At 68.7% G+C, this 19307-nt stretch carries 12 protein-coding genes; 9 read left to right on the forward strand and 3 right to left on the reverse strand.

What is annotated here, in order from left to right:
• Together ACZ3H8_RS00275 and hflX are read left to right on the forward strand one after the other, a co-directional pair.
• Positions 1–1461: a M1 family metallopeptidase gene (locus ACZ3H8_RS00275; protein WP_467395715.1), complete on the forward strand. Its 1461-nt coding sequence runs from the start codon at positions 1–3 to the stop codon at positions 1459–1461.
• A 200-nt stretch (positions 1462–1661) separates the two neighbouring features.
• The gene (hflX, locus tag ACZ3H8_RS00280; RefSeq protein WP_467395717.1) at positions 1662–3152 is read left to right on the forward strand and encodes a GTPase HflX; all 1491 of its coding nucleotides are present in this window, start codon (positions 1662–1664) and stop codon (positions 3150–3152) included.
• A gap of 94 nt (positions 3153–3246) precedes the next feature.
• Here hflX and ACZ3H8_RS00285 read toward each other — a convergent pair whose 3' ends face one another.
• Positions 3247–4416: a trypsin-like serine peptidase gene (locus tag ACZ3H8_RS00285; protein ID WP_467395719.1), complete on the reverse strand. Its 1170-nt coding sequence runs from the start codon at positions 4414–4416 to the stop codon at positions 3247–3249.
• A gap of 227 nt (positions 4417–4643) precedes the next feature.
• Entirely contained in the window at positions 4644–5819 is a 1176-nt protein-coding gene (locus tag ACZ3H8_RS00290; RefSeq protein WP_467395721.1) for a trypsin-like serine peptidase, read from the reverse strand.
• Between the two features lie 347 nt (positions 5820–6166).
• Here ACZ3H8_RS00290 and ACZ3H8_RS00295 point away from each other — a divergent pair, with 347 nt between their 5' ends.
• From ACZ3H8_RS00295 to ACZ3H8_RS00315, 5 genes are read left to right on the forward strand one after another with little or no spacing between them, the layout of a single operon-like run.
• Complete coding sequence (locus ACZ3H8_RS00295; RefSeq protein ID WP_467395722.1) at positions 6167–7543, forward strand: diaminobutyrate--2-oxoglutarate transaminase family protein; 1377 nt, start codon at positions 6167–6169, stop codon at positions 7541–7543.
• A 27-nt stretch (positions 7544–7570) separates the two neighbouring features.
• Complete coding sequence (locus ACZ3H8_RS00300; RefSeq protein WP_467395724.1) at positions 7571–9472, forward strand: IucA/IucC family protein; 1902 nt, start codon at positions 7571–7573, stop codon at positions 9470–9472.
• Between the two features lie 41 nt (positions 9473–9513).
• On the forward strand, positions 9514–10251 hold the full coding sequence (locus tag ACZ3H8_RS00305; protein ID WP_467395726.1) for a GNAT family N-acetyltransferase: 738 nt from the start codon (positions 9514–9516) through the stop codon (positions 10249–10251).
• A gap of 59 nt (positions 10252–10310) precedes the next feature.
• Positions 10311–12122 carry an IucA/IucC family protein gene (locus ACZ3H8_RS00310; RefSeq protein WP_467395728.1) on the forward strand — a complete coding sequence of 604 codons (1812 nt, stop codon included), beginning with the start codon at positions 10311–10313 and terminating at the stop codon, positions 12120–12122.
• Positions 12123–12174: 52 nt separating this feature from the next.
• Positions 12175–14145: an ATP-dependent DNA helicase gene (locus ACZ3H8_RS00315; RefSeq protein ID WP_467395730.1), complete on the forward strand. Its 1971-nt coding sequence runs from the start codon at positions 12175–12177 to the stop codon at positions 14143–14145.
• Positions 14146–14310: 165 nt separating this feature from the next.
• On the opposite strand, the gene lexA is transcribed toward ACZ3H8_RS00315, so the two are convergent.
• Entirely contained in the window at positions 14311–15096 is a 786-nt protein-coding gene (gene lexA / locus ACZ3H8_RS00320; protein ID WP_307660694.1) for a transcriptional repressor LexA, read from the reverse strand.
• 543 nt (positions 15097–15639) lie between these two features.
• Between lexA and nrdR the strand changes: the two genes are divergently transcribed.
• Together nrdR and ACZ3H8_RS00330 are read left to right on the forward strand one after the other, a co-directional pair.
• Positions 15640–16152: a transcriptional regulator NrdR gene (gene nrdR, locus ACZ3H8_RS00325; protein ID WP_467395733.1), complete on the forward strand. Its 513-nt coding sequence runs from the start codon at positions 15640–15642 to the stop codon at positions 16150–16152.
• A gap of 171 nt (positions 16153–16323) precedes the next feature.
• Positions 16324–19203: a vitamin B12-dependent ribonucleotide reductase gene (locus ACZ3H8_RS00330; RefSeq protein WP_467395734.1), complete on the forward strand. Its 2880-nt coding sequence runs from the start codon at positions 16324–16326 to the stop codon at positions 19201–19203.
• Positions 19204–19307 lie beyond the last annotated feature (104 nt).

Here is a 19307-nt window from a genome sequence, read left to right on the forward strand (position 1 = left end):
ATGCTGCTCACCTCTCGGCGCCTGCGTGCCGCCCTGCTGGCCACCGCCTCGGCCACCCTCGTCGCCGCGACCCTGCCACCGCCCGCACCGCTCGGCATCGGCGACTCCCTCTTCCCGCACCTGGGCAATCCCGGCTACGACGTCCTCGCGTACGACATCGCCTTCACCTATCGCGGCAGCAACACCCAGCCGCTGGACGCCGTCACCAGGATCGACGCCAGGGCGGCCCAGCGGCTGGAGCGCATCAACCTCGACTTCTCGCACGGCACCGTCCGTACGGTCGAGGTGAACGGCCGTCCCGCCGAGTTCATGACCGCCGGAGAGGATCTGGTCGTGGAGCCGGCCGCCGCCGTCGAGCAGGACTCGCGGATGCAGATCACGGTCACCCACACCAGCGACCCGACCGGCCCGGCGGGCGAGGGTGGCTGGGTGCGCACCGGTGACGGGCTGGCGATGGCGAACCAGGCCGACGCCGCGCACCGGGTTTTCCCTTGCAACGACCATCCCGCCGACAAGGCGTACTTCACCTTCCGTGTCACCGCTCCCAAGGAGTTCACGGCGGTGGCCAACGGTGTGCGGACGGTTAAGTTCTGGACGGGTACCAACACGACATGGGCGTACCGGACGAAGCACCCCATGGCCACCGAGCTCGCGCAGGTGTCGATCGGCCGCTCGGCCGTCGTCCAGCGCCAGGGGCCGGGCGGACTGGTCGTACGCGATGTGGTGCCGGCCGCGGACCGCGAGAAGCTGGAGCCCTGGCTGAAGAAGACACCCGGGCACCTGGAGTGGATGGAGAAGAACGTCGGCCGCTACCCCTTCGAGACGTACGGACTGCTGATCGCCGACGCCGCCACGGGATTTGAGCTGGAGACGCAGACGCTTTCGCTGTTCGAGCGCTCCCTCTTCACCGGCGGCGAATATCCCGAGTGGTACGTCGACTCGGTGATGGTGCACGAGCTGGCCCACCAGTGGTTCGGCAACAGCGTGTCGCCCCGCACCTGGTCCGATCTGTGGCTGAACGAAGGGCATGCCACCTGGTACGAGGCGACGTACGCCGAGGAGAAGGCGCACATGCCGCTGGAGACGCGGATGCGCGAGGCGTACATGCTGTCCGACCAGTGGCGGGCGGACGCCGGGCCGCCCGCGGCGCCCAAGCCGCCTACGCCGGGGCAGAAGATCAGCCTCTTCCGTCCCGTGGTGTACGACGGCAGCGCGCTGGTTCTGTACGCGCTGCGGCAGACCATCGGAAAGGGCGCCTTCGCGGAGCTTGAGCGGGCCTGGGTGAGGGAGCACCGGGACGGGACGGCGACGACCGCCGACTTCACCGCTCTGGCCTCGCGGATCGCGGGGCGTGACCTGTCGGCGTTCTTCGCGGAGTGGCTGTACGCGGACCGGACCCCGCGGATGCCCGGGCACCCGGACTGGCGGAGCACCGCTCCCACGGCCCGCCAGGCCCGCTGAAGGCCCGGCGCAGCCCACTGAAACTGGGGTGACGGCCCTGGCAGGACCGTGCGACCATCAACGGGTCGGCGACGCTGCCGGGGCCGGAACCCCTTCGGGGAATCATCCGGGGTCGTTACGCGTTGTGACTGATGTACCGGACTTCTTCTCCGGCGCTTTTCGGTAGTTTTCAGCAGTTTTCCAATCGACGTAAGGATCCAATGACCTCCTCTTCATCCCCTTCCCAGGACGAGCAGAGCTTCGCGGAGACGCGCACCGAGAGCCTTCGGGCTGATGCCCTGATGGAAGAGGACGTCGCCTGGAGCCACGAGATCGACGGAGAGCGGGACGGCGATCAGTTCGACCGCTCCGAGCGCGCCGCGCTGCGGCGTGTGGCGGGCCTCTCCACCGAGCTCGAGGACGTCACCGAGGTCGAGTACCGGCAGCTGCGCCTCGAGCGTGTGGTGCTGGTCGGCGTATGGACCACGGGGACGGTGCAGGACGCGGAGAATTCCATCGCGGAGCTTGCGGCGCTCGCGGAGACGGCCGGCGCACTGGTGCTCGACGGCGTCATCCAGCGCCGTGACAAGCCGGACCCGGCCACGTACATCGGCTCGGGCAAGGCGCAGGAGCTGCGCGACATCGTGCTCGAGACCGGAGCCGACACCGTCGTCTGCGACGGTGAGCTCAGCCCCGGCCAGCTGATCCACCTCGAAGACGTCGTCAAGGTCAAGGTGGTGGACCGCACCGCCCTGATCCTCGACATCTTCGCCCAGCACGCCAAGTCCCGAGAGGGTAAGGCGCAGGTCGCGCTGGCGCAGATGCAGTACATGCTGCCTAGGCTGCGCGGCTGGGGTCAGTCGCTGTCCCGTCAGATGGGCGGCGGCAGCGGTGGCGGCATGGCCACCCGTGGTCCCGGTGAGACCAAGATCGAGACGGACCGGCGCCGGATCCGCGAGAAGATGGCGAAGATGCGCCGGGAGATCGCGGATATGAAGACGGGCCGCGAGATCAAGCGCCAGGAGCGCCGGCGCAACAAGGTGCCCTCCGTTGCGATCGCCGGTTACACCAACGCAGGAAAGTCGTCGCTGCTCAACCGCCTCACGGGCGCCGGCGTCCTGGTGGAGAACGCACTGTTCGCCACCCTGGACCCGACCGTCCGCCGGGCCGAGACGCCGAGCGGCAGGCTCTACACCCTCGCCGACACCGTCGGGTTCGTACGGCATCTGCCGCACCACCTCGTCGAGGCGTTCCGCTCCACCATGGAGGAGGTCGGGGACTCCGATCTGATCCTGCATGTCGTGGACGGAGCGCACCCGGCGCCGGAGGAGCAGCTGGCCGCCGTGCGCGAGGTGATCCGCGATGTGGGCGCGCTGGACGTGCCCGAGATCGTGGTGATCAACAAGGCGGACGCGGCCGATCCGCTCGTACTGCAGCGGCTGCTGCGCATCGAGCGGCACGCGATCGCGGTATCGGCGCGGACCGGCAGGGGCATCGACGAGCTGCTCGCGCTGATCGACGTCGAACTGCCGCGGCCCGAGGTCGAGATCGAGGTCCTCTTGCCGTACACCCAGGGCGGGCTGGTCTCGCGGGTGCATGCCGAGGGCGAGGTTCTCTCCGAGGAGCACACCACCGAGGGCACGCTGCTCAAGGCGCGGGTGCACGAGGAGCTGGCCGCGGCGCTGGCGCCGTATGTACCGGCGACTCGCTGACAGCGCGCCGATCCGGCTCAACTGATCAGGGCGGAAGGCCCGTACCCCTCACGAGGGGTACGGGCCTTCCGTTCTTCCGGCTCAGCCTGCGGACTTACCGGCTCGCGAACTTGTCGCTCATCGTCGTGTAGATCTGCTGCGCGCCCTCGCCCAGGCGCGGACCCGCCAGCCAGCCCGAAGTGACCGGGCCGATCGAGGTGTTGGAGACCAGCGCCAGCTTGCCGCCCGGCTGCTCGGCGAACCAGCCGCCACCGGAGGAACCGCCGGTCATCGTGCAGCCGATGCGCCACATCGTCGGCGTACCGGGCGCGATCGAGAGACGGCCGGGACGGTCGACGCACTTGTGCATGATCGCGCCGTTGTACGGCGGGGCGGCCGGGTAACCCCAGGCCCCCATCGCGCTGATGCTCTTCGCCTCGGGCGCGTCGAAGTTGACGTCGAGGGCGACGCCCACCGACTCCTCCAGCGACTTGGTGCCCTTCTCCGGCTTCACGTGCATCACGGCGTAGTCGTACGGAGCACCCGTGCCGCCGGTCGGGCCGCCCTGGGTGATCCACTCACCGGAGGTCGAGACCCAGTCGGCCCAGTACACGCCGTAGGGAGCGATCTCCTGCGGCTGCGCGTTCTCCAGCGCGGCCGGGGACTTGCCCTTGTCGTTGTAGGCGGGGACGAAGGCGATGTTGCGGTACCAGCCGCCCGCCCGGCCCGAGTGGACGCAGTGGCCCGCGGTCCACACCAGGTTGGACTTGCCGGGGTTCTTCGGGTCCTTGACGACGGTGGCCGAGCAGACCATCGAGCCCTCGGGGGAGTCGAAGAAGACCTTGCCGACCGGAGCGGCGTTCTGGTGGTACGGCTTCTTCTCCTCCTGGGCCTGGACCGGGCGCGGCTCCGGGTCGGTGACGTCCTGGTCACCGGAGATGTCGCCGGCCGCGAGCGTCTTCGTCGGCGCCTTGGCCGTCGTCATCCGCTCGGGCTTCCACAGGCCCTCGATCACCGGGTTGACGAAGTCCTTGGCCTCACGAAGCCACTTGTCCTTCTCCCAGTTCTTCCACTCGCCGTTCTTCCACTTGTCGAGGTCGACACCGTGCTCCGTGAGCCTGTCGGCCAGGTCCGCGGGAAGGTCGGCGCCGCCCTTGTCTGCGGCCGGGCTGGAAGAAGCGGGCTTGTCGGCGGCCTTGTCCTCGCTCGGGCCACAGGCGGTGGCCGTCAGCGCGAGGGCCGCGGCGACGCCGGAGGCAGCCAGCAATGGACGTATGGATCGCATGGAACGATTCCCCCTGAAGTGCAACGAATTTGCGCCATGAACGTGTCATGCAAAAGGGCGGCCTTCCGGGGCCGCCCCTACTGCGGTACCACTCTATGTCGGTACGTATACGCGGAGTTGGGACAGGGCTTCACCTGCACGGAGTCTCCACGAGGAAGGAAGAGGGGCCTGCGGCCGACCGGCCGCAAGCCCCCTACCTTCCGTCAGTCACATGGACTTGCTCGCGCCTACTGGCCCGCGAACTTCTTGCTGACCGCGTCGTAGATGCCCTTGGCCTCGTCGCCCAGGCGCGGACCCGCAAGCCAGCCGGCCGTGACCGGGCCGATCGAGGTGTTCGACACCAGCGCGGGCTTGCCGTCCTGGCCCTTGGCGACCCAGCCGCCGCCGGATGAACCGCCGGTCATGGTGCATCCGATCCGGTACATCGTCGGGTCATTGGCCTTGATGGACAGCCGGCCAGGCTTGTCCGAGCACTGGTAGAGCTTCTGGCCCTCGAACGGCGGCGCCGCCGGGTAGCCGGTGGCGGTCATATTGTCGATCTTCGGCGCGGCCGGGGCGTTGAAGTCCACCGGGAGCGCCGAACCGACCGTCTCCTCCAGCGACTTGCCCGTGCCGCCCTTCTCCGGGGTGACGTGGATCACGGCGAAGTCGAACGGAGCGCCCTGGCCGCCCGTCGCGGCGCCCTGGGAGATCCACTGCTCGGAGGTCTGGGCCCAGTCGCCCCACCACACGCCGTACGGAGCGATCTCTTCCTTCGGCGTGTTCTGCAGCTCGGAGGTGGACTTGGCGCTGTCGTTGTACGACGGGACGAAGGCGATGTTGCGGTACCAGCCGCCGTTCTTGCCGGCGTGCACACAGTGGCCCGCCGTCCACACCATGTTGGACTTGCCGGGGTTGGCGGGGTCCTTCACGACGGTCGCGGAGCAGACCATCGAGCCCTCCGGGCCGTCGAAGAGGACCTTCCCGGCCTCGGCGGCGTTGGAGTGGTACGGAGCGTTCACGGCCTGCGCCTTGACCGGCGCGGGAGTCGGATCCGTGACACCCTCGTCGCCCGAGATGTCGTTGTCGACGGGCTTCTCCGGCGGCTTCTTGGCATCGCGCATCCGGTCCGGGTCCCAGAGGTCCTCGATGATCGGGTTGACGTAGTCCTGGGCCTCACGCAGCCACTTGTCCCTGTCCCAGTTCTTCCACTCGCCGTTCTTCCACTTGTCCAGGTCGATTCCGTGCTCCTTGAGCCGGTCCTTGAGATCGTCCGGGATGGTGATTTTCCCGTCGGCGGACTGGCTGGCGGGCGCGCTCGGCTTGTCGCCCGCGTTGTCCTCGCTCGGACCGCAGGCGGTGGCAGCCAGCGCGAGGACGGCGGCGATGGAAGCCGCAGCCAGCGTCGGGCGAATGGGTCGCATGTCGTGATCCCCCTGGGACTTCGGTACTTCTGCACTGTCTGAATCTTTTGGAACTGCAGCAACTGCAGGAACTGCTCGAACTGCCGGAACCCTGCAAAGGCGTTGCTCATCCGGCCGCTGTGCACGAGCCGGAGTGCGGCCCCCCACTATGCCGGTGCCGATGGGGACGGCGTGCACCAGGTCCGCGGTTCCGTCACCGCAAGGATCTTCCGATTGCCCGTGATTCCCGGCTTTCGGCGTCGTTGGTACGTACGGGGTACACGCGGTCAGCGTTCAGCCGGGCTTGGCGGCGTACGAACGCGATATCGATGTGCAACGCAACTGTGACAGCGGGAGGACCAACAGCCGTGGCCGTGACCGAACCTGCTCCGGTGGCGCTGCCCGCTGCGCACGAGGGGATTCTGCGCCGCCAGTCGCTCCGCGAGTCCGCGGCCCGTACCTACGCGCGCTCGCTGCCCATCGTCCCCGTACGGGCCCGGGGGCTGACGATCGAGGGCGCGGACGGCCGGCGCTACCTCGACTGCCTCTCCGGGGCGGGGACCCTGGCGCTCGGGCACAACCACCCCGTGGTCCTCGAAGCGATCAAGAAGGTCATCGACTCGGGGGCGCCGTTGCACGTCCTCGACCTCGCCACCCCGGTCAAGGACGCCTTCACCACGGAGCTGTTCGCCACGCTGCCGCGGGAGTTCGCCGATGACGCACGGATCCAGTTCTGCGGGCCCGCCGGCACTGACGCCGTCGAGGCCGCCCTCAAACTCGTCCGCACGGCCACCGGCCGAAGCGGCCTCCTCTCGTTCACCGGTGCGTACCACGGGATGACGGCCGGCGCCCTCGACGCCTCGGGTGGCGCCACCGATGTACGCGTGACCCGGCTGCCCTTCCCGCAGAACTACCGCTGCCCTTTCGGGATCGGCGGCGAGCGCGGCGCCGAACTCGGCGCCCGCTGGACCGAGAACCTTCTCGACGACCCCAAGGGCGGGGTGCCCAGGCCGGCCGGGATGATCCTGGAACCGGTGCAGGGGGAGGGCGGAGTGATTCCGGCCCCCGACGCCTGGATACGCAGAATGCGAGAGATCACCGCGGCCCGCTCCATCCCATTGATCGCCGACGAGGTGCAGACGGGAGTCGGGCGGACCGGCACCTTCTGGGCGGTCGAGCACAGTGGAATCGTGCCGGATGTGATGGTGCTCTCCAAGGCGATCGGCGGCTCCCTTCCGCTTGCCGTAGTCATCTACCGGTCCGAACTCGACGCCTGGCAGCCCGGTGCCCATGCGGGCACCTTCCGCGGCAACCAGCTCGCCATGGCAGCGGGCGCGGCCACCCTCGCGTTCGTACGAGAGAACCGGCTCGCCGACCGCGCCGCGACCCTCGGCGCGCGCATGCTGGGCCGCCTCCAGGGGCTGGCCGCGGCCCACTCCTGCATCGGGGACGTACGCGGCCGGGGCCTCATGATCGGCGTCGAACTCGTCGACCCGGATGCCGCATCCCCGGACGTCCTCGTCCCGCCGCCCGCTCCCGCCCTCGCCGCCGCCGTCCAGCAGGAGTGCCTGGACCGCGGGCTCATCGTCGAACTCGGCGGACGCCACTCCGGCGTCGTTCGGCTGCTCCCTCCTTTGACCCTCACCGACGAACAAGCTGTGGCCGTCCTCGACCGCTTTGCCGATGCCCTGGCCGCCGCCGAGCGCTCCCTGCAACGCCGTACCGATAGCGGGCAGTCCTACTGACCCGTACAAATCACAAGGAAGACCTCCGTGAACCCCACTCCCGCACCCGATGTGCCCGAGGCCGACGGCCGTCCCACCGCCCAACACCAAGGACAGGGCGGAATGCGCGGCCCTCTCACGATCGAGGCGGCGACGGTGCCGCGCCAACAGATGGGGGGCCACGGTGAGCAGCACGCCCCCACCGCGGGCACGCCCACAGGCGTGAGTGCCGTCGAGCTCCTCGACCACCCGGATCCATGTCGCGCTGCGGACGCAGCGGCCGTCGAGAATCTGCTCCGCTGCTGGGTGCGGGAGAACAACCTCGACAGGCCCGACGGACACACCCTGCGCATCCCGCTGCACGCCAGCGGCACCGCGCTGCTCGTCCCCGTCCACTACTGGTCGGTCAGTGGATGGCATCGCTTCGGTCTGCCCGCCCTTGAAGGAGGACCGCGCGACGCGCCTGCCACTGACGCCGTCACCGTCGCCGCCCTCCTCGGCCGGGAAGCGGGCCAGAGCGAGGGAGCCGACCTGGTCGGCCGGGTCGCTGACTCCGTACGGCGCACCGCCGACTTCATCGCCGACCGCCGCGACCGCCCCGCCCCCGATCCCGAGGCGGACCTCTTCCTCACCGCCGAGCAGTCGCTCCTGCTCGGCCACCCGCTGCACCCCACACCGAAGAGCCGCGAAGGACTGTCCGAGGCCGAAGCCCGGCTCTACTCACCGGAATTGCGCGGCTCCTTTCCGCTGCACTGGATGGCTGTAGACCGGTCCGTCCTGGCCACCGAATCGGCCTGGACCGAACAGGGCCGTACCCTGCCGGCCGAACAACTCATCGCCCGCCTCTGCGGGGACCTCCAACTCCCCGATCACTCCGTTCCGTTGCCACTGCATCCTTGGCAGGCCCGCGAACTGAAGCACCGCCCCGCCGTCGTCGCCCTCCTCGACGCCGGTCTCCTGCATGACCTCGGTCACCACGGAGACCTCTGGCACCCCACATCCTCGGTCCGCACTGTGCACCGTCCAGGCGCCCCGGCCATGCTCAAGCTCTCTCTTGGCGTACGCATCACCAACTCCCGTCGTGAGAACCTCCGCAAAGAACTCCACCGCGGCGTCGAGGTCCACCGGCTGCTCCGCACCGGCCTCGCCGAGCAGTGGCAGGCAGCCCACCCAGGCTTCGACATCGTGCGGGACCCCGCGTGGCTCGCCGTCGACACCGCTGAAGGCGAGCCCGTGCCCGGACTCGACGTCGTGGTGCGCCACAATCCGTTCGGCCCCGGCGACGACGCCGTCTGCATCGCGGGACTGACCTCGCCCCGCCCCTGGCCGGGCCGTCCCGGGATGCACTCGCGTCTCGCTGAAGTCGTGGCCCGGCTCGCCGCCCGCACCGGCAGGCCCACCGGCGCCGTCGCCGCCGAGTGGTTCCTGCGCTACCTCAACCACGTCGTACGCCCGGTGCTCTGGCTGGACGCCACGGCGGGCATCGCACTCGAAGCCCACCAGCAGAACACCCTGGTGATCCTCGACCCCGACGGCTGGCCCGTCGGCGGCCGCTACCGCGACAACCAGGGCTACTACTTCCGCGAGTCCCACCGCGCTGAACTGGAACGCCGCCTTCCCGGCATCGGCTCCGCAAGCGACACCTTCGTCTCCGACGACGTCACCGACGAGCGCTTCGCCTACTACCTCGGCATCAACAATGTCTTCGGCCTGATCGGAGCGTTCGGAGCGCAACGCCTCGCCGACGAGCGCGTACTCATCGCCGCTTTCCGGCAGTTCCTCTCGGCAACCGCCGACCTCGGCTCGCCACTGCCCGCGCAGCTCCTCGACGCCCCCACGCTCCGGTCCAAGGCCAATCTGCTCACCCGGCTCCGCGGCCTCGACGAGCTCATCGGCCCGGTCGACACCCAGTCCGTCTACGTCACGATCACCAACCCCCTTCGTCCTTAAGACAACCCAACCCGACAGAACTGCGAGAGGAGAGCCCCGCTGTGCCTCACCCCGATGCGAGCACCGACACCGGAGCCGGTCCCACCCCCCAGCTCGGCGGGAGCGTCGAGGACACCCTGGACCTGCGGCTCCCTGAAGAGCTCCTCGCGCTGTTCCAGGAGGACGAGCAGTCCGGCGACCCCGAGGACGGGGACACCACCGGGACCGGCGATCTGCTGGACAATCCCGCCGGCTGGGGCTCCGCCACCACCTCCGCCGGAGCCTTCCATCTCGCCCCCGTACGCATCGAACGCGATCTGGCACGGATCAGCCGCTGGATGAACGACCCGGCAGTGGCTGCTTTCTGGGAACTGGCGGGACCTGACTCCGTCACCGCCGCCCATCTGCGCGCCCAGCTCGACGGCGACGGACGCAGCGTCCCCTGCCTCGGCGTGCTCAGCGGCATGCCCATGAGCTACTTCGAGGTATACCGCGCCGATCTCGACCCCGTGGCGCGGCATTACCCGGCCCGTCCCCATGACATCGGTATCCACCTCCTGATCGGGGGCGTCGCCGACCGCGGCCGCGGTGTCGGTTCAACCCTCCTCAGAGCTGTCGCCGATCTTGTACTCGACAATCGGCCCCGATGCGCACGCGTCATCGCAGAACCCGACCTGCGCAACACCCCCTCCGTCTCCGCCTTCCTGAGCGCCGGCTTCCGCTTCTCCGCCGAAGTCGATCTCCCCGACAAACGAGCCGCCCTCATGGTCCGCGATCGCGCGCTTCGCAACCTGCTGTGAACGACCCGCTGCCTTACATACACCGCTCGACCCGCATCGGTTCCACTCGAGGAGTCCCCGTGCCGAAGTCCCCTGCCACCCATGACTCCGAACAGCCGTCCGCCGTCCCCTTCACCCCGCCCGGACTGAACGCACAGGCCTGGGACCGTGCGGCCGTGCGGCTCCTCGCCAAGATGCTCGGCGAGTTCGCCTACGAAGAGATCATCGAGCCGGTCGTCGGCCGTGGATGCGACCAGTACACCCTCACGCTCGACGACGGCAGCAACCTGTCCTTCCTCGCCCGGCGCGGAGCGTACGGAAGCTGGCGCGTCGATCCGGACTCCATCGACCACGAGGGCCGGCGCTTCGCCGACCCGCTCGCCTTCCTCGCCCGCGCCCGCCGTCTCTTAGACCTCGACGGAGCCACCCTCGGCCACCTGGTCCGCGAGCTGACCGCCACCCTTGTCTCGGACACGGGATTCGGTCACCACGCGCTGACCGCGGACGAGCTTGCCGACCTCGGCTACGCCGAACTCGAAGGCCACCAGACCGGCCACCCGTGGCTCGTGCTCAACAAGGGGCGCATCGGGTTCTCCGCCACGGACACCGCCCGCTGGTCGCCCGAGGCCCGCAGGCCTGCCCGGCTCCCCTGGATCGCGGTCAGCCGCACTCTGGCCGCCTACCGAGGAGTCCCCGGGCTCGCCGGACCCGACGACCTGTACGTCCGTGAACTCGACGCGCCCGTCCGCGACTCCTTCGCCGCCGTGCTGCGCGCCAGGGGCCTCGACCCCGACATGTACCTCTTCCTCCCCGTACACCCCTGGCAGTGGGACGAGGTGCTCCTGCCGCTCTTCGCGCCCGCCGTTGCGCGGGGCGACATCGTCCCGCTCCCGACGGACGGTGATCTACGGCTGCCGCAGCAGTCCATCCGTACCTTCGTCAACGTGGACCGCGCCGACCGGCACACAGTGAAACTGCCGCTGTCCATCCTCAACACCCTGGTCTGGCGCGGTCTCCCCACAGAACGCACCCTCGCCGCCCCCGCCGTCACCTCCTGGGTGCACGGACTGCGCGACGGGGACCCCTTTCTGCGCGACGAATGCAACGTGATCCTCCTCGGGGAAGTCGCATCGGTCACCGTCGAGCACCCCCTCTACGACCACCTCCCCGAGGTGCCGTACCAGTACAAGGAACTCCTCGGCGCGATCTGGCGCGAGTCGCTGCAGCCCCGCCTCGCCCCTGGCGAGCGGGCCCGCACCCTCGCCTCGCTGCTGCACACCGACACCCGGGGCCGCGCTTTCACCGCCGAGCTGGTCGCACGATCCGGACTCGCCCCCGTGCTCTGGCTCCAGAGGCTCTTCTCCGCGCTGCTTCCGCCACTGCTGCACTTCCTCTATCGCTACGGCACTGTCTTCTCCCCGCACGGCGAGAACGCCATCGTCGTCTTCGACGACCAGGACGTCCCGGTACGCCTGGCGATCAAGGACTTCGTCGACGATGTGAACGTCAGCGCCCAGCCGCTGCCCGAGCACGACTCGATGTCCGACGACGTACGGAAGACCCTCCTTGCCGAGGAGCCGGCCTTCCTCACGCAGTTCATCCACTCTGGGCTTTTCATCGGCGTCTTCCGCTTTCTCGCACCCCTCTGCGAGGAGCAACTGGGCGTACCGGAGGAGCAGTTCTTCTCGCTCGTACGGGCGGAGATTCTGCGGCACCAGGCCCGATTCCCGGAGCTCAAGGAGCGCTACGAGACGTTCGACCTGCTCACGCCCCGTATCGAGCGGCTCTGTCTCAACCGAAACAGGCTGCATCTCGACGGCTACCGCGACCGCCCGGACCGCCCCCACGCCGCCGTTCACGGCACGGTTCCCAACCCGCTGAGCGCCTCTTGATGAGACGAGGTGTGATCGGGTTGTCAGTGGTGCCCCGTAGGCTGGTCGGGCTATGACGAAGCCATCCCTCCCCGAGCTCCTGCACGCCGCCGTCACCGCCGTGGGCGGTGTGGAACGGCCTGGCCAGGTCACCATGGCCGAGGCCGTCGCCGAAGCGGTCGACGACAATTCCCATCTGCTCGTCCAGGCCGGCACCGGCACCGGAAAGTCACTCGGCTATCTGGTGCCCGCCCTGGCGCACGGGGAGAGGGTCGTCGTGGCCACGGCCACCCTGGCCCTGCAGCGGCAGCTCGTGGAGCGTGATCTTCCGCGTACGGTCGAGGCACTGCACCCGCTGCTGCGCCGCCGGCCGGAGTTCGCCATGCTCAAGGGGCGTTCCAACTACCTCTGTCTGCACCGCCTGCACGAGGGTGTGCCGCAGGAGGAGGAAGACGGCCTGTTCGACCAGTTTGAGGCTGCCGCGCCCACCAGCAAGCTCGGCCAGGATCTGTTGCGGATGCGCGACTGGTCGGACGAGACCGAGACCGGGGATCGCGACGATCTCACCCCCGGAGTCTCCGACCGGGCCTGGGCGCAGGTCTCGGTCTCTTCCCGGGAGTGCCTCGGGGCCACGAAATGCGCGTACGGCGCCGAATGCTTCGCAGAGGCGGCCCGTGAGCGCGCGAAGCTCGCGGATGTCGTCGTCACCAACCACGCGCTTCTCGCGATCGACGCGATCGAGGGCGCCCCGGTGCTTCCGCAGCATGAGGTTCTGATCGTCGACGAGGCGCATGAGCTGGTCTCCCGGGTCACCGGCGTCGCCACCGGCGAGCTCACCCCCGGCCAGGTCAACCGTGCCGTGCGCCGCGCCGCCAAGCTGGTCAACGAGAAGGCAGCGGACGCTCTCCAGACCGCCTCCGAGACCTTTGAGCGGGTGATGGAGCTCGCCCTCCCCGGCCGCCTCGAGGAGATCCCCGAGGATCTCGGATACGCGCTGATGGCACTGCGCGACGCCGCTCGCACGGTCATCTCGGCCCTCGGCAGTACCCGCGACAAGTCCGTCCAGGACGAGGACGCCGTACGCAAGCAGGCCCTGGCCTCCGTCGAGAACATCCATGACGTCGCCGAGCGCATCACCCAGGGGTCCGAGTACGACGTCGTCTGGTACGAGCGCCACGACCGCTTCGGCGCGTCACTGCGGGTGGCACCGCTCTCCGTATCCGGTCTGCTGCGCGAGAAGCTCTTCGCCGAGCGCTCGGTGGTGCTGACCTCCGCCACGCTCAAGCTCGGCGGTGACTTCAACGGGGTGGGGGCTTCGCTCGGGCTTGCTCCCGAGGGCACCGAAAGTGAAGACGCTCCGCAGTGGAAGGGGCTCGACGTCGGCTCGCCCTTCGACTATCCGAAGCAGGGCATCCTCTATGTCGCGCGCCATCTGGCGACGCCCGGCCGTGAAGGCTCCCGCGGCGACATGATGGACGAGCTCGCCGATCTGGTGGAGGCGGCCGGCGGCCGCACGCTGGGCCTCTTCTCCTCCATGCGGGCCGCCCAGGCGGCGGCTGAGGAGCTGCGCGGCAGGCTCGACAAGCCGATCCTGCTCCAGGGCGAGGAGACCCTCGGCGAGTTGATCAAGTCCTTCGCCGCCGATCCGGAGACCTGTCTGTTCGGCACGCTCTCGCTCTGGCAGGGCGTCGATGTGCCGGGAGCCAGCTGTCAGTTGGTGGTGATGGACCGGATTCCGTTCCCGCGCCCCGATGATCCGCTGATGAGCGCTCGCCAGAAGGCGGTGGAGGAGGCGGGCGGCAATGGCTTCATGGCTGTCGCCGCGACGCATGCCGCCCTGCTGATGGCCCAGGGCGCGGGCCGTCTCGTACGGGCCATGGGCGACCGCGGTGTAGTCGCCGTGCTCGATCCGCGGCTGGCCAACGCCCGTTACGGCAGCTATCTGCGCGCCTCGCTGCCGGACTTCTGGTACACCACGGACCGCAACCAAGTGCGTCGCTCGCTGGCCTCGATCGACGCCGCAGCCAAGGCGGGCGGTAAGTAAGCCCGGACGGACTGCATCCGGACGGACAGCATCCGGACGGACAGCATTCTGGACACGGACAGCATTCCGGACGGAGTGCAATCCGTCCGGAATGCTGTCCGGGCAGAGCAGGGCCCCGGGACCGGCGCAGTGGGTCCCGGGGCCCGGTCAGAGCCGGCGGGTCGGTCACACCCGCCGCAACACCGCCACCACCTTGCCGAGGATGGTCGCCTCGTCGCCTGGAATGGGCTGGTATGCCGCGTTGTGCGGGAGGAGCCACACATGGCCGTTCTCCCGCTTGAAACGCTTGACCGTGGCCTCGCCGTCCAGCATCGCTGCCACGATGTCGCCGTTCTCCGCGACAGGCTGGCGGCGCACGGTGACCCAGTCGCCGTCGCAGATCGCGGCCTCGATCATCGAGTCGCCGACGACCTTCAGCACGAACAGCTCGCCGTCGCCGACAAGCTGGCGGGGGAGTGGGAACACGTCCTCGACCGACTCTTCGGCGAGGATGGGGCCACCGGCCGCGATCCGGCCGACCAGGGGTACGTACGACGCTGCCGGCTTGCCCGTCGTGTCGGTCGGCTGAGTGCTTGGCTGGTCGGAGCCACGCACCTCGTACGCCCTGGGCCGGTGCGGGTCCCGGCGCAGGAAGCCCTTCCGCTCCAGCGCCATCAGCTGATGCGCGACGGAGGAGGTGCTGGACAGCCCGACCGCCTGGCCGATCTCGCGCATCGACGGCGGGTATCCCCGCCGCTGCACGGAGTCACGGATCACCTCGATGACGCGCCGCTGCCGATCCGTGAGACCGGAGCTGTCCGCCCTGATCCCTGGAGGTCGGCCGGGCAGCGAACGCGTGGGCTTGGGTCCCTCGGGACTCGTGGCTGCGTCATTCATGGCATGCACCGGCTCGAATCGGTTCTGGGAGCGGTCCTGGGCAGTGATGGTGGCACTGTCTGCGGTGGTGGTCACGTCGGCCCCTCTCGAATGGTCTCCCTAGCTGGACAACGGTAGTGGGTTTCGAAAGGTTGCGCCAAACACACGTTCGAGTGAAAAATCGCAGATTGTCTGACGCGGGTGCCTGCCTGGGTGTATGTGCGAACGCTCGGACCGTAGGGCATTCAGGCCACTGCGGCAACGTCCCCGCCGGATTGCGGTGGGGGCGGGGGTGACGCCGGCCGATTCCGGGGGTGCTTCCCAGTCTTGCACCCGGCGGCCCGGAATCCACGGAGCCGCGCGTCTCCCGTACCCTCGTGGCCGGTCTCGCGCCGCGTTCGTGTCGCTGCGTCACCACTCGTACGCCGCCCGTACGGTGCTGCCGCCGAGCGACACGCGTTGAGCGTCGAAAGTGCGGCCAAACCCCAGATCTAGTGGTTGGATTGTGTCAGCCGCCCAGAAGTTGTGGTCCCTGGTCCTCCAAGACCGTGGCCATCGCCTATGCTTGAGGCTGCTTCGGAGGGCTTCGACCGGCCTGTCGAGGCTATTCAGTCGTGCTGTGAAGGAGGGTTGGGAGCCATGCACTGCCCCTTCTGCAGGCACCCCGACAGCCGTGTCGTCGACAGTCGCACCACCGACGACGGAACGTCGATCCGGCGTCGTCGGCAGTGTCCTGACTGCTCCCGCCGCTTCACGACGGTGGAAACCGCCTCGCTGATGGTGATCAAGCGCAGCGGAGTGACCGAGCCCTTCAGTCGTACCAAGGTCATCTCCGGCGTGCGCAAGGCATGCCAGGGGCGGCCGGTGACCGAGGACGCTCTCGCCAAGCTCGGCCAGCGGGTCGAGGAAGCGGTGCGCGCCACCGGCAGCGCCGAGCTGACCACCCACGACGTGGGTCTGGCCATACTCGGCCCCCTGCAGGAACTCGACCTCGTCGCGTACCTGCGCTTCGCGTCCGTGTACCGGGCTTTCGACTCACTCGAAGACTTCGAGGCCGCCATCGCGGAGCTCCGCGAGCAACGGCCTCCCGCAGGGGAATGCGGGACCGGCGAGACCCTCGAGGTCTCCGTGCCCGCCACCGCCGCCGACTGAGGAACACCGGCTGAGCGGCTTGGGCCCGCCCCATCGGCCCGCCGATCGGCAACAGGGCGGCAAAAGACCTGCCACGGGCGCTGTGCGCGGCGTCCGCGGCATCAGACACAGACTGTGCCACGGGAAGATCTGGGCACTTCAGGGCGTTTTTGCCCATGTATGGGAGGCGGCATGACAGAGACGACGAGCGGCCCGGCACGGGGGTCCCGCGCCAAGGGATCCAAGGCGAGCAAGGGTCTGCGTATCGAGCGAATCCACACCACCCCCGGCGTGCATCCGTACGACGAGGTGGTCTGGGAGCGCCGTGACGTCGTCATGACCAATTGGCGCGACGGCTCGGTCAACTTCGAGCAGCGTGGCGTCGAGTTCCCCGACTTCTGGTCGGTGAACGCGGTCAACATCGTCACCAGCAAGTACTTCCGCGGGGCCGTCGGCACCCCGCAGCGCGAGACCGGTCTCAAGCAGCTGATCGACCGGATCGTGAAGACGTACCGGAAGGCCGGCGAGGACTACAGCTACTTTGCCTCGCCCGCCGACGCCGAGATCTTCGAGCACGAGCTGGCGTACGCCCTCCTACACCAGATCTTCAGCTTCAACTCGCCGGTCTGGTTCAACGTCGGCACGCCCCAGCCGCAGCAGGTCTCCGCCTGCTTCATCCTGGCCGTCGACGACTCCATGGAGTCGATTCTCGACTGGTACAAGGAAGAGGGCATGATCTTCAAGGGCGGCTCCGGCGCCGGCCTGAACCTCTCCCGGATCCGTTCCTCCAAGGAACTGCTCTCCTCCGGTGGCAACGCCTCTGGACCTGTCTCCTTCATGCGTGGCGCCGACGCGTCCGCAGGAACGATCAAGTCGGGCGGCGCCACGCGCCGCGCGGCCAAGATGGTCATCCTCGACGTCGACCACCCCGACATCGAGAACTTCATCGAGACCAAGGTCAAGGAAGAGGAGAAGATCCGCGCCCTGCGTGACGCGGGCTTCGACATGGACCTGGGCGGCGACGACATCACGTCCGTCCAGTACCAGAACGCCAACAACTCGGTCCGTGTGAACGACGAGTTCATGAAGGCTGTCGAGAACGGCGGGAAGTTCGGCCTGCGCGCCCGCATGACCGGCGACGTCATCGAAGAGGTCGACGCCACGTCGCTCTTCCGCAAGATGGCCGAGGCCGCCTGGGCCTGTGCCGACCCCGGCATTCAGTACGACGACACCATCAACCACTGGCACACCTGCCCCGAGTCCGGCCGGATCAACGGCTCGAACCCGTGCAGTGAGTACATGCACCTGGACAACACCTCGTGCAACCTGGCCTCGCTGAACCTGATGAAGTTCCTCAAGGACGACGGCGAGGGGCACCAGTCCTTCGACGTCGAGCGCTTCGCCAAGGTCGTCGAGCTGGTCATCACCGCGATGGACATCTCCATCTGCTTCGCGGACTTCCCGACCCAGAAGATCGGCGAGAACACCCGCGCCTTCCGCCAGCTGGGCATCGGTTACGCCAACCTCGGCGCGCTGCTGATGGCCACGGGTCACGCGTACGACTCCGAGGGCGGCCGCGCGCTCGCCGGTGCCATCACCTCGCTGATGACGGGTACGTCGTACAAGCGCTCCGCCGAGCTCGCCGCGGTCGTCGGTCCGTACGACGGCTACGCCCGCAACGCCGAGCCGCACAAGCGCGTCATGAAGCAGCACGCCGACGCCAACGCCGTGGCCGTCCGCGTGGACGACCTGGACTCGCCGATCTGGGCCGCCGCCACGGAGGCCTGGCAGGACGTGATCCGTCTCGGTGAGAAGAACGGTTTCCGTAACTCCCAGGCGTCCGTCATCGCGCCGACCGGCACCATCGGTCTCGCGATGTCTTGTGACACCACCGGTCTCGAGCCCGACCTCGCCCTGGTCAAGTTCAAGAAGCTGGTCGGCGGCGGCTCGATGCAGATCGTCAACGGCACGGTCCCGCAGGCGCTGCGCCGCCTCGGCTACCAGCAGGAGCAGATCGAGGCGATCGTCGCCCACATCGCCGACCACGGCAATGTGATCGATGCCCCCGGCCTGAGGACCGAGCACTACGAGGTCTTCGACTGCGCCATGGGTGAGCGCTCCATCTCCGCGATGGGCCACGTCCGCATGATGGCGGCCATCCAGCCGTGGATCTCGGGCGCGCTCTCCAAGACGGTCAACATGCCGGAGTCGGCGACCGTCGAAGAGGTCGAGGAGATCTACTTCAAGGCGTGGAAGATGGGCGTCAAGGCGCTCGCGATCTACCGCGACAACTGCAAGGTCGGCCAGCCCCTCTCCGCCAAGACCAAGGAGAAGGCCGAGGTCACCGAGAAGGCCGAGGGGACGATCCGGGCCGCGGTCGAGAAGGTCGTCGAGTACCGCCCCGTCCGCAAGCGCCTCCCGAAGGGCCGTCCCGGCATCACCACCTCCTTCACGGTGGGTGGCGCCGAGGGCTACATGACCGCCAACTCCTACCCGGACGACGGTCTTGGCGAGGTCTTCCTGAAGATGTCGAAGCAGGGCTCCACCCTCGCGGGCATGATGGACGCCTTCTCGATCGCCGTCTCTGTGGGTCTGCAGTACGGCGTTCCGCTGGAGACGTACGTTTCGAAGTTCACCAACATGCGCTTCGAGCCGGCCGGTATGACGGACGACCCGGACGTGCGGATGGCGCAGTCGATCGTCGACTACATCTTCCGCCGCCTGGCGCTGGACTTCCTGCCCTTCGAGACGCGCTCCGCGCTCGGCATCCACTCGGCCGAGGAGCGTCAGCGTCACCTGGAGACCGGTTCGTACGAGCCGTCCGACGAGGACATGGACGTCGAGGGTCTGGCCCAGTCCGCCCCGCGTCACCAGGAGACCTTGAAGGCCGTCGCCGCCCCGAAGGCGGAGGTTCCGGCTCCGAAGGAGGCGCACACCTCGGCGGAGCTCGTCGAGATGCAGCTGGGCATCAGCGCGGACGCGCCGCTGTGCTTCTCCTGCGGGACGAAGATGCAGCGGGCCGGCTCCTGCTACATCTGTGAGGGCTGCGGCTCGACCAGCGGCTGCAGCTGACACCGCCTGATGGAGAGGGGGGGGGGGGGGGGGGGGGGGGGCGGGGGGCGGGGGGGGGGGGGGGGGGGGACTGCGGCGCACTGTCTGTGGTGTGCCCGCCACGC

The sequence above is a fragment of the Streptomyces sp. NPDC002868 genome (assembly GCF_055563295.1).